This window comes from Veillonella sp. VA139, from assembly GCF_003992005.1.
Lineage (GTDB): Bacteria > Bacillota > Negativicutes > Veillonellales > Veillonellaceae > F0422.
On the sequence record NZ_RQVL01000016.1, the window covers coordinates 15,591 to 31,277 of the forward strand.

Genomic DNA, 15,687 nt, shown 5'->3' on the forward strand with positions numbered 1-15,687 from the left:
GTGATGAAATATGCCAACATTTGGTACAGAAGCATTAACGTTAATGGATTTACATAAACGGTATAAAGGTTCTAAAGATGGAATTGATAGCATTATTGAGGTGTTAAACCAAGCTAACCCTATCATGCAAGATTTACGTTTCAAAGAGGGTAACTTACCTACTGGAAACTTGACAACGCAACGCACGGCATTGCCAAACCCTCACGTACGTGCGATTAACCGTGGTGTGCCAAACACCAAGTCTAGCACTAAACAAGTAACAGATACGGCTGCAATGCTTGAAGACCGTTCTAGTGTAGATGTAAAGTTGCTTATGTTATCTAATGACCCAATGCGTTTTCGACAAACAGAAGATGCAGCACACATTGAAGGCTTTGGTCAAACCGTGGCAAGTATGTTGTTCTACGGCGATACAGATGTCAATGTAGGCGAGTTTAATGGCTTAGCTAAACGATATAATGTGTTATCTACAGATAAAACGCACTATGGATACCAAAATATTAATATGGGTGGCACCGTAGCTGGTAAGTGTGGCTCCATTTGGATTGTATGTCATGGTGATGATGGTGTCATGGGGATTTACCCTAGAGGATCTAAAGCAGGATTAACTAAAAAAGATTTAGGTGAAACTGATGCGGTTGACTTTGAAGGAAATAAATTCCGAGTAGTAGAAACGTTATTTAGTTGGGATGTAGGGCTTATGGTAGCAGACCCACGCCGTGTAGCGGCTATCCGTAATATTGATGTTAGCCAATTGGATAGTGCCACATCTTCTCAACGTCAAAAATTTATTGAATCCTTTATTTATGCGAAGGGGCGTATTCGCAATTTAGATAGTGGACGTATTAAACCAGTGGCATATGTACCACCAGAGATTAAAACAGCGTTAGAAGTAGCATTAACGGATAAAAATAATATTCATGTAACACGTCAAGAGGTTATGGGCGAAATGCCAAAACTTTATGTAGCAGGTATTGAAGTAAAAGCTTGTGATGTACTTCGCACTGATGAAGACCCAATCGCCAATGTATAGGTCAAGGAGGTATTACAATGATTACAGATTTTGAAAATACATTTTTCCCTGGTGAAGAAAGTTATAACTCAACTGGAACTACCATTTACTCTGATGTAGTAGATACTGTGAAAGCAGGTGATGCCTACAATCAGTTATATTTGGCAATGAATAATTTAAAGGGCACCTCTGGTCAATTGACGGTGGAATTACAAACGAGTGATTCTGCAACGTCTACATTGTTGAAGAAACGTGTAGCAGGGCAACAGCCACCGAATGTAACGATTACAAGCCCAACGGTATTAGGAACGTATAAATTAGATGCCAAAAAGGGATCTAAATTAACGGTCTTATTGCCATACGGATTGAAACGGTATGTACAATTAAAAGTAACAGCTAGTGCAAGTATCAATTCCAATGCATTATTTGCTGCCTTAACGCCAGATATTGATTTACGATAAGATGAACTACAGGGCTACCTTCGGGTAGTCCTTTTCATATATAGAAAGAGGTACAATATGACGGAAACAGACCTCTGTAATATGGCTCTTTCACATATAGGAGAGGGTCTTATTACGAGTTTAGATGACGACAATGAAACGGCACGTATCTGTAATCAATACTATCATCATGCTAGAAGATTAGTATTATCCCAATATATGTGGGGATTTGCAAGACGTGTGGAGCCATTAGCAAATATACAGGTAGAAACTTATACAGGGGGATATAGGCACACATATTTATATCCAGAGCACGCTTTACGAATCTATCGAATTATACAAGATACTGAAATACGGAATGGACTGTATACGAGTTACAGTGTAAAAGATATACCTAATTACGAAGTGTTCAACCTAGATAGCAGTACAAAGGCGATTGGAACTAATATGACAAGAGCCTATGTAGATTATGTGGTTGATGTAAATGATCCTGATATATTTCCACCTATCTTTATTGAAGCACTTACACGATTCTTGGCAGCAAGTTTAGCACAATCTCTTGTTGGTAATATGGAAATGTATCGGTCACAGTTCCAAATTTATCAAGGCGCCTTATTAGAAGCTAAAAATATAGTTTCATCTGAACGCCAATTTGATTTAGAACTGCCAGTAGGATACATTGAGTCAAGGAGAGCAACATGAGTACAGGTAATATGTATGTAGTACAGCACTCTTTTACAACAGGAGAAATATCACCAGAGATAGAAAATCGAAGTGATTTAGATAAATATAGAAGTGCTGTACTGATGGCTAAAAACTGCATCATACGTCCTTACGGTAGTATTTGCAAACGGAATGGAACAAGGTTTATTGGAGAAGCGAAGTATCCGAATCGAAAAGTGAGGCTCATACGTTTTGTATATCCTGAACCTATCTTTTTAGAAGTGGGACACTTGTACATTCGTATATGGAAAAACGATAGATATACAGGCATAGAATTAACAACGCCTTATGAAGAGTCGATATTAAATGAGTTAGATTTTAATCAGTCAGCAGATACATTCTTTATTTGCAGTGGTTTGCATCCTATTCATATGTTGCAAAGAATTGGTAATGAATGGGAATTTAAATTGTTTGATTTAGTGGCACCACCATTTGACGATATAAATACAGATAGAACTCATAAAATAAAATATGTTCGTTCTAGTAACAAGGTCATATCTACAAAGTCTATGTTTAAAGAAGGCATGGTAGGACAAGTCATTAAGATTAAGCATCGAATGCCAGCTGAAATAAAAAAGATGACAGGTAGAACTGAGTATGTTAGTGAACGGCGTCTCTGGCATAGACATGAGTATGAAGTACCCGGATATGAATCTATGGATATTGGAAGTTATGCAGACGATACAGATAAAGAGTGGAAAATAGTCACTCATGGTACCTGGTACGGAACTATTACGATACAAAAGAAGGATGGTACGGAGAATACAGAGTGGGAAAACTATCGTCAATATAGTTCCAACGGTGATTACAATGTTACTGAAACGGGGAGCTTTAATAGAGGCACACAATTACGAATACAAAGCGAAATTACTAGTGGTGATGTTTCCATTGATTTCACAATCAAACCCTATGACCAATATGGTATGGTAGTTATTAGTCGATACATTTCACCTACCGAAGTTGAGGCAAAAGTATTAAAACCTGTAGGGAAGGAAACGGAAACATCAGAATGGCAGCTTTCATCTTGGGGAAAAGAGGTAGGCTATCCTAGAATGAGCACTTTTTTCCAAGATAGACTAGTATTGGGTGGCTCGAAATCAAATCCCTATAAACTATGGTTTAGTCGTACAGGTGATTACCCTAATTTTGAAGTGGAAAAAGCAGATGGAAATGTAACAGATGATAGTGCTATTACATTAGGTCTTATAAGTCGTGCTGCTTTCAATATTGTACATATGATATCAGCACAAGATTTAATCGTACTAACCGATGGTAACGAATGGGTTATCAGTGGTTCAGAAGCTATTAAACCATCCAAGGTAGTACCACGTTCACAGACTCAACATGGGGCATCAAACTGTGACCCACAATATATAGGGAATCGTCTAATTTACGTACAAAAGAGATCTTCATCAGTACGTGACATGGGATATACCTATGAATCGGATAACTATAATGGAATTGATTTAACATTATTAGCCAAACATTTGGTAAATCAACATAGTCTAGTAGATAGTACATTCGCACAACAACCAGATAGCATACTGTATTATGTACGTGACGATGGCAAACTAATTGCTTTAACAATCATTAGAGAGCAAGATGTCACTGGGTGGGCTCACCATGAAACAAAAGATGGAGTATTTGAAACGATTTGTTCTGTAGCAAATGGTAATGAAGATAGTGTGTATGCCGTAGTGAAGCGGACTGTATTAGGGCAAGAAAAACGATATATTGAACGATTAGATAGTCCAATAGATAGTAAGGATGTATCTAGTTATACTACGTTAGATTGCTCTATTGCTATTACGGACAATACTCAAACCAGTATACGAATAGAACACCTCAAAGGAATGGATGTAGTGCTATTACTCAATCATTCTGATGTACACCAGGTGCAAGTAGGTCAAGACGGCACGGTGAAACTGCCTTACGTAGCGAAAGATATTGTTATCGGTATTCCGATCGAATGTAAAATTGTATTACCACAGGTGTATATGGACATGAAAGACGGAACACTCCAATCTCGGACGGTACGAAGTAATAGTATGATATTACGACTTCGAAATAGCCGTGGAGGGAAAGTAGGCGTTACCTTCAATAGAGGGATGGATTTAATTGGTGATGCCAGTCTTATACAAAATGGTAGCACTATGTATACGGGAGATGTAAATATTAATATCCCAACACAGGGGAAAGGATATGCTACAGATGCGAGCGTATGTATATTACACGATGATCCATTTCCTTTTAACCTATTATCTGTAGTACGAGATGTTTCTATCGGGGGAGGTACACTTGCAAGGTACAATAATAAAACGCAGTGGTAAGGCGAATGATAAGAGAGTCTTAGGAGACTTGGTAGAGTTAGCGAAACGTCTACGCACAATTGATATTATAGAATGCATGGCTATGGGAGCAGAAGATGCCACTCATGGCCTTTTATTATCTACAGCATGCAGTGCACAATGGTGGATAGAATACGAATGTATAGATGGAGTAGAGTCGCCTATATGGGCCTATGGGATAGGAGACGAATACTATAAAGGGTTAGGCTATTGCATATGGTTTTTAGGGAGTTATCGCTTACAAGAGGTAAAAAGGTATCAACGATACTTTTTAGAGGAAAGCAAACGAATCATTAATGAGTGGCAACAACAAGGAGCCTTATGGAATTGTATATCCAAGGATAATAAAGCATCTATACGTTGGTTACGGTGGTTAGGCGCTACATTTATAGAAGGAGCCAATTTACCAGACGGATTTCTATTGTTTACATTGCCAAAGAAAGGAAGTGAATAGTATGTGCATGCATCCTTTAGCAATGATAGGGATACAAGCGATTAGTGGCATGATGGGGGCTAAAGCAGAAACAAAAGCACAAGTAGCTATGTACGAAAATCAAGCTAAGCTAGCAGAATACAATACAAAGATGAGTGAACGAAAAGCAGAGCAAATTGCTGATAATGCAGGACGTGAACAAAAGAAACTAACGGAGAAAATGCGATTAGCATTAGGTCAAAATAGAAATGAAGCGGGTGCATCTAGTCTCATGTCTACGGGATCCGTAAAGGATGTGATGGATAGTAGCCATGATTCGTATGTAGCGGATAGTTTACAACTTTTACAGAACCAAAGAAACGATGTAGATTCACAAGCATTACAAACATGGAATTATAGGAATCAGGCTGCTAATGCGTATGCTGGAATACAGAGTGCTAAGCAAGCAGGAAGAATGAAAATGCTAGGAACTCTATTGAGTACTGCTGCCTCAGTACAATCGTATTTAAGCGATTATGGAAAAGTAGAGAGCCCAATAAGCACTTCCTATGTGAGTCCTACAAGAACATTTAGCCCAGGGGCAAGTGGTAATGCAAATCCTTATGGTTTTACATCTGCTAATAGTATGTTTAGTAACTTTACTACACCGAAGGGAATTATAAGCAATAAGGCGGTAGGTATGGGAGCAGTTAAGCCTAACTACTTAGAACATATCTCAAGCGTTAAGAATTGGTGGAGATAACTATGAGATTAGAATCATATAATGAGCAAGTTAAACCAAATACAGGTCCTAGTGGTGGACTACAAGGAAGCGGAAGTATAGAAGCTTATGGTGGACAAATCGCTAGTGGTCTACAAGCCTTTCAAAAAGGGGTGAACGACCTTTATAATGTGCAGTTAAAAAAGATAGATACTGAAATGAAACTGCAACAAATGAATGCGGAAACCGATTATAATAACCGCATTGCTGACCTTATGTACAACGACAAAACAGGACTTGCCTATACGACATTACAAGATGCCGCTAATTCTGCAGAGAGATTTCGCCAAGAAGAGGCAAAAATACGTGAGGATATATCTTCAAAATTACAGTTTAAACGTTCTCAGCAAGGGTTTTTACAACATGCAGACCAATCGTGGTTACAGAATAATACAAAAATGGAGAGTCATGAGCGTGAACAAGGTGATAAGTATAGAGATGTATCTGTAGCAAACTTTATTACAAGTTCAGCAAAAGTGGCACAATTAGGATATACCAAGATGGATATTGTTAAAAGCCAGTTAGATAACGTTTATAAAAAGATTGATGAGATATATGGTTATGAAGGTGAAGAAGCTGTTCGTGCTAGAAAAGACAAAGCTACGGAAGAGTTGTTACAAGGCGTATTACATGTAGCAGGCACTGAAAAGAATAATCAAGCAATCGATGGCATTATTGATGTAGCAAAAGATGCAGGGATGATGCCAGAAAAGTATAAAAAGTTTGAAGAAACAGCGAAAGAGTTTAAGGTTAATGCTGTATTAGAAGACGAAGTTAAGTTAAGAGATGTTCTTGCGAAAAATGGTAATGATGCTAAAAAAGCAGCTTTGTATATGCTGGAAAAAGAAAACCCATATAGTAAGGGAAGTGGTGAATATGGAGCGCTAAAAAAAGCAGTAGCAATGCATGAAAGTGGTAATGACCCTAATGCAAGAAATCCATCTGGAGCGTATGGGCTATATCAAATTATGCCAGATAATTGGCCAGAATGGTCTAAACAAGCTGGAGTTGAGAATAGACCAATGGAAGATTCTGATGCCTATGATAAGGTGTTTGATCATGTTTTTGGAGGATACTACAAAAAATATGGAGTTGAAGGTGCATTAGTAGGTTGGTTCGCAGGAGAACAAAATGCCATACGATGGGTAAATGGAGAACCAGATGCCATCGATGGCAATGGAAACCACTATTCTTGGGATAAAGAGGATAATGGAGGAGGCACATCAATCCGAAATTATGTAAATTCTACTAAGTCATTGATGGGAAACTATAATACCATGACAGACGGCGAAAAGGCAGATTTTCTTGCAAAAGCAGAACAAAGGTTTACACAGTTGCAAGCAAAAATAAAACGAGAGCATGAAGAAGAGGTACGAAAAAAAGTTAAAGATTTAAGACTAATGGCGCATCAAATGGAAAAAACTGGTTACTCACCAGGTGAGATAGCGAATATACTTGAATCACAAACTAATGATTCACCTGATGTTAAGGTTGCATTGATAAGTACTATAGAAGGCTATAGTAACGAACAAAAAAGAAGAGATGCAGCTGCATTAAGGGCGGGACCAGCTAATGAAGCTATGATAATGGAGGCAATAGATAGAGGTGAAAGTTCTGAATATATCATGAATTTAATGAAGAACTCAGGGCGATCTTTTAGTAATTCTTTTTATAATAAAGTGTATTCTTCATTAGAAGATCGTTCGAAAGGGACAGGAAGATTTAGTGCAGCCGTAGGACAATATAAGTCCGTAGTTCAAGATAGGCTAGGGTATTCCAAAAAAGATATGAATGCTTTATGGATAGGGGCTTCTGAAGAAGGAGCCGCATATAGAACTCAACATTATTCTGAATACGGAGAGTATCCATCAGACTCGGAAATGGTCAAATTTTTAGTAGAGGCTGTACGAAAAAAAGAATATACATATGTAAGAAACTGGGCGCCAGATGTTCATGTCAATATTAGTAGAACTCAAGTAAGAGCCTATAATGGTGATGATGTTTCATTAGTTAAAGGTGATGATGGTGGATATTATGTAAATATATTAAAAGATGGAGAAATTATTAGATCAATTGATGTTGATACATGGAAACGAGAGCATGATGACAGTGGAGAGTCGAGTAGCTACGAGGGAGACGAATAATGGTAAATAACCAACGTATAACATCTGAAGATGTCAGAAAAGGTGGTTTCAAAACATATGATAACCCCAAATATGTAAAAGATTTTGGACATGTAGATGATGAAAAAGAAAGAAATATGTCTTTCGGTGATCGTCTAGATAGTTTGTTTGAAAACTCTAATAGCACGTTATCTAAGGCATATAGAAAGATAGCCTATAATGATGCGGACTGGTCACAAGATGCCATAGAGATAGGTAAAACATTGGACATCTCACCTAATGTACTTATCAATGGTGGACATGATGTTATTGAGCGAGCTAGAGAAATGAGTATTAGAAAAAATACTTTAAATGATATGGAAGCGTTTAAAGCTGAGTATCCAGAGTTTTCCAATATTCAATACAGTAGTGAAGCAGAAGCCATAGAGTTATTAAAACATGCAGAAAATGTTCGTCAAACAAGAGGTATATGGGATTCTATCCAACAAGGTATATGGAGTGGTAATGACCAATTATTACTAGCTAAGCAAGGTAGAGATTTGGCTTACGAAACAGATCCTAATAAAATTGTAGAGATAAACCATGAGATTGAACGATTGCAAAATAATCTTAGTCAATATAGAACAGAAGGAAGTGATTGGATAGAATCTATTGCAGGCGCCACAGCGCAACAAGGCGTAATTATGGGGCGACAAATTGCGTCTGCTGCCATGATAGAGGGGACAGCAGGTGCTACATTAGGGGCTACTGCAGGTGCTATGGCTGGTGGAGTCGGTGCTATTCCAGGGGCTATTAGTGGATTTGGTCTTGGGTTTAGGTTGGGACTGGGTAGCGAAATTCAAAAAATGTCATTTGGTCAGAAATATTTAGATTTGATCGATAAAAAAGATGCCAATGGTAATCAAATTTATAGTAATGAGGAAGCTAAGATTCGTGCGTCGGTATTTTCTCTTCCTGATGCAGCAATTGAAATGGTAGGACTAGGATTGGCTGTAAAAGCAATCAAAGCAGTTAAGCCTGGTGTATCTGTATTGACTAAGATGATAGAAAACCAAAGTAAAACTGCCATTATGAAAGAGGGTGCTATTACCACTGCTAAGGAATCTTTCAAAGCTGGATTAAAATCTGGTGCTAGTGAGTTACTAGAAGAAGGCTTACAGGATATCAATGATAAGGTACAGACCAATCTGTGGGGCAAACAAGGGGATGTGCATTATAGTTTAGCAGATATCGGTATAGGATCTATTAATGCCATGATAGATGCAGTGCCAGCCGTTGTTGGTCTTGGTGTATTAGGTGGACTTGGTAGTACAGCACACACCATACATCAGTTTAGAGCCTTTCATAGGTTGAGTCCTGAGCAACAAGACATGGTCGTACAGTCTGATATTAATCAGAGAGGTAATCAAGTAGTCAGTGCACTAATTAAAGAAAGTCAAGTGAACCCATTGGCACAAAAGAACCCTGAGTTATTTGCTAAAACTATTCAAGCCACAGCAGATAAGCAAGGCATTGGTACTGTATATATTAATGCTCATGAATTAGTAGACACCCAACAGGGGCAAGAAGCGATTCAAAGTTTAATTAACTCTGGTATTGTGACACGAGAAGAAGCTACAAAAGCCATTGAACATGAAGCAGCTCTCCCCGTGCCTATTAGCCAATTTGCACAGCTTAATACAGAAATAACAGAGGATACTGTTAAAGCGTTGGAAAAGGCTACTTTTTATACGGAAGGTGGTATGTCTGTAGCAAGTATAGAGCAAGCAGTCAAAGGGGCAAAAGCCTATCAAGAACATTTTGCAGGAGAGCATGCCAAAAAGATAGAAGCCGTTAAGGAAGATATCATGAAAGAGTTCTCAAATCATAGTGATAGAGAAAGAACCCTAGCTGAAATGGTTGTATCAACTGATCCGTACCATATCAAACAGGTCTTTAATGATATGTATAACCAAATGGAAGAAACCTATCGAGAGACCTATCATGATGAGCATAAGGCATTGGAGTATAATAAGGAAGATCCTAAACCTCAGTGGTATGATGACCATGTAGCTATGCACCATCGAGCACCTAGCTATAAGGACCGTAGACGGATTGCCTTTGAGCATGGTAAGAAACAACTATCCCAAGAGTATGCTGATGTCATGAGTGATAGTGCTATGGAAACTGCCATGAATCGTTATAACGAAATGGAAGAAGCATTACAAGACCTAGAAGCTATGGATAGTATCAAAGATACTTTGTTCCAAATTGCAGATAGTGATGTCTATGTACGTTCTAACTTATCTGATGAAGGATACCAAATCTATAAAGACTTAGTAGGAGAATTAAAAAAAGGCAACCCTGCTGTTGCGAGTCAAGCAAAAGAGGGTGCCTTAGTGATGGCAATGCATGCAGATGTCATGGCCAATATTATGAGGAAAGCTGGATATGGTCATTTCACAGCAAAAGATTATATGGAACGTGTTCAAATAGAAGCTAATGCAAGAGAAGTGGCAGGAAGTGGATACGCACAACCTATGAATAGGGATGTGGATGTACATATGACAGTACCTATAGTAGACTTGACATCTTTAGCTAGTTCGTCTGTATTAGGGCTAAATAAAAAAGAGCTAGAACAACACTTGAAAGGAATGTTTAAATCTAGCGTAATCTCTCTAGATAAAAAAGGAGAGTTTGGTATTCCTAACAAGTTAAATCGTAGACATTTAGTATGGAATCAAAACCCTAAGAAACAACTATTAGATGCATTTAATCCAAGTATATTATCATTAGAAGAGTTAGTGCAGTCTAGTGTATTAGTAGAATCTGTAGCTAACCAAAAGCAAGCAAAAAATAAGCATAAATCTAAAGTAAAAAACTATCATTATTTTTATGTGCCGATTAAATTAGGCGATGATATCTTTACAATTAAGATAGTGGGTGAAGAAAGTTCTTCCAATATTCAGTTAAACCCTTTAAAAATTGATTTGTACAGTGTTATGGCAGTAAAAAAAGATGGCAATTTCCAACCGCACAAAGGCAGTATTTCGAAATCGCCATCTTTGTCTATCACTATACAAGATATGCTAAAAGAAGTCAAGGATTATAAAGGGAATAACTATATTGATGCGGACGGTAATCCTAACTATTATGCACAAAAGGCGGATGATACTATGGGCGTTCTTAAGGATAGCCGACCTGAATGGGAAGTAAAACTAGAGCAAGATAGTATTGCCTGGAACTCCGTAATGGATCATTATAAGGATGGGGAAATACTAAACCGAGATGTTAGACTCATGAGTACACCTATTGTGTTACAAATGTTAGGCTTTTCAGCGCATGATATAGAAATAACACCTTCTGTATTAGCGAAGGTGTTAAAAGGGAAGCATGCAGATTCTATTGATACAGAAGTGTTAAAAGATTTACCAAGAGCCATTGCTAATCCTGTAGCAATCTTTAAAAACTATGACGGGCGAAAACAAAAATTTATTGATAATGAAGTTATTGTGGTAGTAGATATATTAGGTAAAAAAGGAACTTTAATACAGGTTCCATTCGTGTTTGATATAAATTATAATTTTGGAAAGGTTCACAAAGTAAAGTCTATTTTTGAAAGGCAAAATATAAAGTGGTATCATCAGCAATTAGAAAATAAAGCACTATTATATGCACATATACATAAAAACAGACCTAGTCTTCGTCAGCAACAGGCAATAAATGGCCCAACCGGAACAACTAGGTCTAATATAGCCCTTATTATAGAACAACATTTGCAAAAAAGCAATGAAAAAGTGTTGACTGATGAAGATTTAGATAAGGTACGTGCAGCGCAACAAGATAGATATTATCAAGCTGAGGAAAGTTCGAAATACAGAGGATTAACCACAGTATATCCAGAAAAACTTGGTAGTAAACGGCTCATACAATTATTCGATGCCGCTAATTTTTCTACCTTTATCCATGAAAGTGGTCATCTCTTTTTAGAAGACTTGCGTATGCTTGCCACAATGGATGGTGCTCCTAAACAAGTAGTAGAGGATTGGAATACCATTAAAGAGTGGAGTGGATGGTCAGATACAGAAGGAGCTAATAATACAGAAGCACATGAGAAATTTGCAACAGGTTTTGAAGCCTATGTTCGTGAAGGAAAAGCACCAACAAAAGTATTGGAACGTATATTTCGTCGTTTTAAAGAATGGCTCAGTGCTTTATATAAAAGTGTAACACTCCTAGGCGGAATACCACCTAAAGAGGTGCAAGATGTCATGGCACGTATGCTTGCAACGGAAGAGGATATCAATTCCTATATCACACAGCAGGGATTAGATAGCTTTGAAAGAACGGGGCTATATCAATCTTTCACAGAAGAAAAGCAAGTAGAATGGCAAGAAAAACTCGATCGCATTCGAGAAAAAGCAAAAGAAAAAGTGCTTACTACGTATATGAAAGAATTGTCCAATACAAAACTAGAAGAGTTTGAAGCCTCTATTCCAGAACTAGAAGAAACGTTGCAGCGACAATTAGTAGAACAATATCCAGTGTATCAAGCAAGAGTACGTTTTGATGCCTTTGGTGTAGCTGGACTAGAAGGGACACCGTACCATAGCGAACAGGCTCTTATAGATGGGGAAGTTAACGATGGTATAGGACCTATGAAGGAAGTGGTTGCAAAGGAGATACAATCTAAGCGTGAAGAAGTAGAGCGATTTACACATGATTATGAAGCGGTTAAAAGGATTGCAGAAGAGTATTTGCTTACCACAGAGGGAATGCAACGAATTACTGCCTATGAAGCGGAAGCCATTCGTAAAGATACAAATAAAGCAGTAGCAAAACATTTTGAGCTTATTAGCGCTTTAGGAGATATCGATGTCAATGATCCATCATCTATTGAACGTGTAGCATCTGCTATAGAAGATGATAAAGTACAAAAGAAAGTGCGGAAATTACAAGAAAAAGATTCAGCACAGCAGAGTGAAGAAATAAAAAAACTACAAGAAGAGTTACAAACAGGGATTAGTAACATGCGAGCCTTGCGAGGCTTATCCTTATGGAGTACAGAAGATATGATGGAGAAAGCCCATAATGCCTTGCGAACTATGACAATCCCACAGGCTACTTCATTTAAAACGTACCAAAATAAAAGCGCTAGCTCCGCAAGAAAGGCAGATATTGCTATTTCAAAGGGGCAAATGGATGAAGCCTTTCATCATAAGCAACAGCAGTTGTATTATCAAGCCATGGCACGTGCAGCCTATGATAATTTACGTGAGGTGGAAACGTTAGAAAGGGATTTAAAGAAAAAGTACCAAAGCATTTCACGACCTAAATCACCTAAACGGATTCACTCTTCTGCTAGATACTTTATTCAACATATGATGTATCAATTAAATTTAGTCAATCGTGATGGTATAGAACCATCTAAAGGGTTTACTATTGGGGACGTGCTATTATTGCTCGATCCTGATGCGGAGTTCCAGGATAAAGCGGAAACCAAGATGACATTAGACCCATGGATTATGGAGCTATTAGAAAAGCCAAAATCATGGAAACAGTTAACATTTGACCAATTACTAGATATGGGACAATTAATAAAAGCAGTGTATACACAAGGTGCACAACAGTTTGAAGGTGTAAGTATCCTAAATGAACAAGGCGAAAGTATCTCTTTCGAAGATGCAGGCGCAGAACTTATCATTGAAGGTAGTAAGCGATTACAATCAAATACTAAGGATTTATTAACGCAAGCCAATCAGCAAGGATTCTTTGGACGGTTACAAGATACATTCTCTGGATATATGTTAAGCCTAGTAAAAGTAGAAACTATACTTCGTCGGTACGATGATGATAAATCTGGTGTATGGAATCGTTATATCTACGAACCAATTAATAGAGCCACTGTAAAAGGCAAGGAGATGTTAGAAGATGCCACTCGTAATTTACAACAAGTGATGAAGGTGTACGAGAAAAAAGAACTATTTCATATTAGAACGGAACGTATGTATAACATTGGTACCGTGTATAGCATGACTAAAGAGCAGGTATTAGCCTTAGCTTTAAACTGGGGGACAAAAAATAATCGGCAACGTGTTATTGAAACGGTAGGGTTAAGTGACCAGGAAGAAGCAGAAGTTCTAATAGATAAAGCTTTTAGTGAGTTCTTGGATGATAAAGATTGGGATTTTGTGGAGAAAACATGGGAACTTATCAATTCTTATTATGCAGAACGTAGCGCCGTTCAAGAGCGATTATATGGTTCACCTATGCACAAAGAAAGAGGTGTGACTTTCACCATTAATGGACGCAAGATTCGTGGACAATATTATCCTATCGTATATGATCCGACTGTAGATGGTGCTGCTAAGGATTATGAAGTAGAAGATATTATAAAATCACAAATGTCATCTAGCGCTGTATGGGGTATGGGGATGAGTGCCACCAAAAGTCGTGTACAGTTAGTGAAAGGGAAAAAGCTACTACTATCCTTTGATGTGATTCCACGTGCTATTGATGAAGCGATTAACCATATTAGTATGCGTGAAGCAGCTACGGATGTGAATCGTTTATTAAATAATCGGGCACTCAGTGACTATATTGTTCGTACTACAGGTGTAGAAACATTACAAATGTTGAAGACCTGGGTGCGAGATAATTGGCAGAGTGAGATTAGTAAATCTTCACGGTTAGATAGAGTATTGCAAGATTTAAGACGAAATACATCTATGGCTATTATGTCCTATAGGACGAGTACAGCCTTACTTAATGTATTGAATGTGATTCCGATGACAAAAGAAATTGGCTTACTAAATACAGTCCGAGCGATTACAGAGTTTATGGGATACCCTTTATCTGATAGGTATGTATCAAACCGAAAATTCGTTATGGAGCGAAGTATCTTTTTACGTGAGCGTATACATACGCTAGATCATGATTTACATGAAGGGTTAAGCATTGGCGGTAAAGGTATGACCTTCTTTCCTAATAGCGATATTGGACGGAGCATATCTGAAACCAAGTACATGACAAAAGAGGTACGAGATACGATTAGTCGGTATGGATATGTATTTATCACAGAAACAGATTTAATGTTGTCTATGCCGTTATGGAAGTTTGCGTATGAGCAGAAAGTAGCGGAGCTATTGCCTAAGGGGTTAGAACGAGAATATATTGAAACGGAAGCTATTTCAGCAGCGGATAGACAGGTTCGTAGAGTGTTTGGTTCAGGGGATACGAAAGATTCTGTAGAGTTACAACGAAAGAAAAATAGCTTAGTGGCTTTATTTACACCATTTTATACGTATGCTAATACAGTTTTAAATGCATTGGTTGAGGGTGGGTATGCCGTCGTAGATAAACAAGATTATATGAAACTCTTTAACCACATCTTATTCTGGGTAGTATTACAGAATATGTCAGAGGCTTTATTACGGTCTACGTGGGACGGTGATGACGATGATACAGAAAGTCTTTTGAAAAAAATGTTATCGTCAGTGGTTACAGGATCGTTTGTAGGGTTGCCTATACTACGAGATGGAGTTTCCTTGGCTATGGATATGGCTATGGGAAAACCGAGTATGAGTAAAGGAAATGAAACTGTTGCACTTAGTCTAATGCCAAAATTATTAGAGTTGTACAGAAATGTGAAAAGCAGTAAAAAATCTTGGATTGATGTGATGCGGTCAACAAGCCAGGTGAGCAATCGTCTCACAGGGTTTAGTGATACCTTTACCGATGGTTTTTGGACACTGGCAAAATGGTCATTTTCTAATACAGAGGCAACCCTAAGGGACTTAATTACAGCCATTGCATTTGATAAGAATCTTCGAAGTCGTGAAGAAAAAAGAAAATAGTAGTTAGGAGCTA

8 protein-coding genes are annotated in these 15,687 nt (G+C 37.9%); all 8 read left to right on the forward strand.

Features of this window, described 5'->3' with window-relative positions; genetic code table 11:
- Positions 1 to 10 precede the first annotated feature (10 nt).
- The 8 genes from EO125_RS06635 to EO125_RS06670 are packed head-to-tail and all read left to right on the forward strand — an operon-like array spanning position 11 to position 15,674.
- Entirely contained in the window at positions 11 to 1,033 is a 1,023-nt protein-coding gene (locus EO125_RS06635) for a major capsid protein (RefSeq protein WP_127148197.1), read from the forward strand.
- A gap of 17 nt (positions 1,034 to 1,050) precedes the next feature.
- Positions 1,051 to 1,473 carry a hypothetical protein gene (locus EO125_RS06640; protein WP_127148198.1) on the forward strand — a complete coding sequence of 141 codons (423 nt, stop codon included), beginning with the start codon at positions 1,051 to 1,053 and terminating at the stop codon, positions 1,471 to 1,473.
- 57 nt (positions 1,474 to 1,530) lie between these two features.
- Positions 1,531 to 2,154 carry a hypothetical protein gene (locus EO125_RS06645; protein ID WP_127148199.1) on the forward strand — a complete coding sequence of 208 codons (624 nt, stop codon included), beginning with the start codon at positions 1,531 to 1,533 and terminating at the stop codon, positions 2,152 to 2,154.
- Positions 2,151 to 4,505, forward strand: a complete 2,355-nt coding sequence (locus EO125_RS06650; RefSeq protein WP_127148200.1) for a hypothetical protein — start codon at positions 2,151 to 2,153, stop codon at positions 4,503 to 4,505. Before EO125_RS06645 ends, EO125_RS06650 begins: the two co-directional genes overlap by 4 nt.
- A complete protein-coding gene (locus EO125_RS06655; protein WP_164726464.1) occupies positions 4,474 to 4,977 on the forward strand; it encodes a phage protein Gp13 family protein in 504 nt (167 codons plus the stop codon). The genes EO125_RS06650 and EO125_RS06655 overlap by 32 nt, the downstream gene beginning before the upstream one ends.
- 7 nt (positions 4,978 to 4,984) lie before the next feature.
- The gene (locus tag EO125_RS06660) at positions 4,985 to 5,698 is read left to right on the forward strand and encodes a hypothetical protein (protein WP_127148202.1); all 714 of its coding nucleotides are present in this window, start codon (positions 4,985 to 4,987) and stop codon (positions 5,696 to 5,698) included.
- 2 nt (positions 5,699 to 5,700) lie between these two features.
- A complete protein-coding gene (locus tag EO125_RS06665; protein ID WP_127148203.1) occupies positions 5,701 to 7,860 on the forward strand; it encodes a lytic transglycosylase domain-containing protein in 2,160 nt (719 codons plus the stop codon).
- Complete coding sequence (locus EO125_RS06670) at positions 7,860 to 15,674, forward strand: RapH N-terminal domain-containing protein (protein WP_127148204.1); 7,815 nt, start codon at positions 7,860 to 7,862, stop codon at positions 15,672 to 15,674. The genes EO125_RS06665 and EO125_RS06670 overlap by 1 nt, the downstream gene beginning before the upstream one ends.
- Positions 15,675 to 15,687: the final 13 nt, after the last annotated feature.

Excerpts from the sequence above, each read along its gene's own strand:
- EO125_RS06670 (WP_127148204.1), top strand. The coding sequence starts at position 7,860 with ATGGTAAATAACCAACGTATAACATCTGAAGATGTCAGAAAAGGTGGT.
- EO125_RS06660 (WP_127148202.1), top strand. The coding sequence starts at position 4,985 with ATGCATCCTTTAGCAATGATAGGGATACAAGCGATTAGTGGCATGATG.
- EO125_RS06645 (WP_127148199.1), top strand. The coding sequence starts at position 1,531 with ATGACGGAAACAGACCTCTGTAATATGGCTCTTTCACATATAGGAGAG.
- EO125_RS06635 (WP_127148197.1), top strand. The coding sequence starts at position 11 with ATGCCAACATTTGGTACAGAAGCATTAACGTTAATGGATTTACATAAA.
- EO125_RS06640 (WP_127148198.1), top strand. The coding sequence starts at position 1,051 with ATGATTACAGATTTTGAAAATACATTTTTCCCTGGTGAAGAAAGTTAT.
- EO125_RS06650 (WP_127148200.1), top strand. The coding sequence starts at position 2,151 with ATGAGTACAGGTAATATGTATGTAGTACAGCACTCTTTTACAACAGGA.
- EO125_RS06665 (WP_127148203.1), top strand. The coding sequence starts at position 5,701 with ATGAGATTAGAATCATATAATGAGCAAGTTAAACCAAATACAGGTCCT.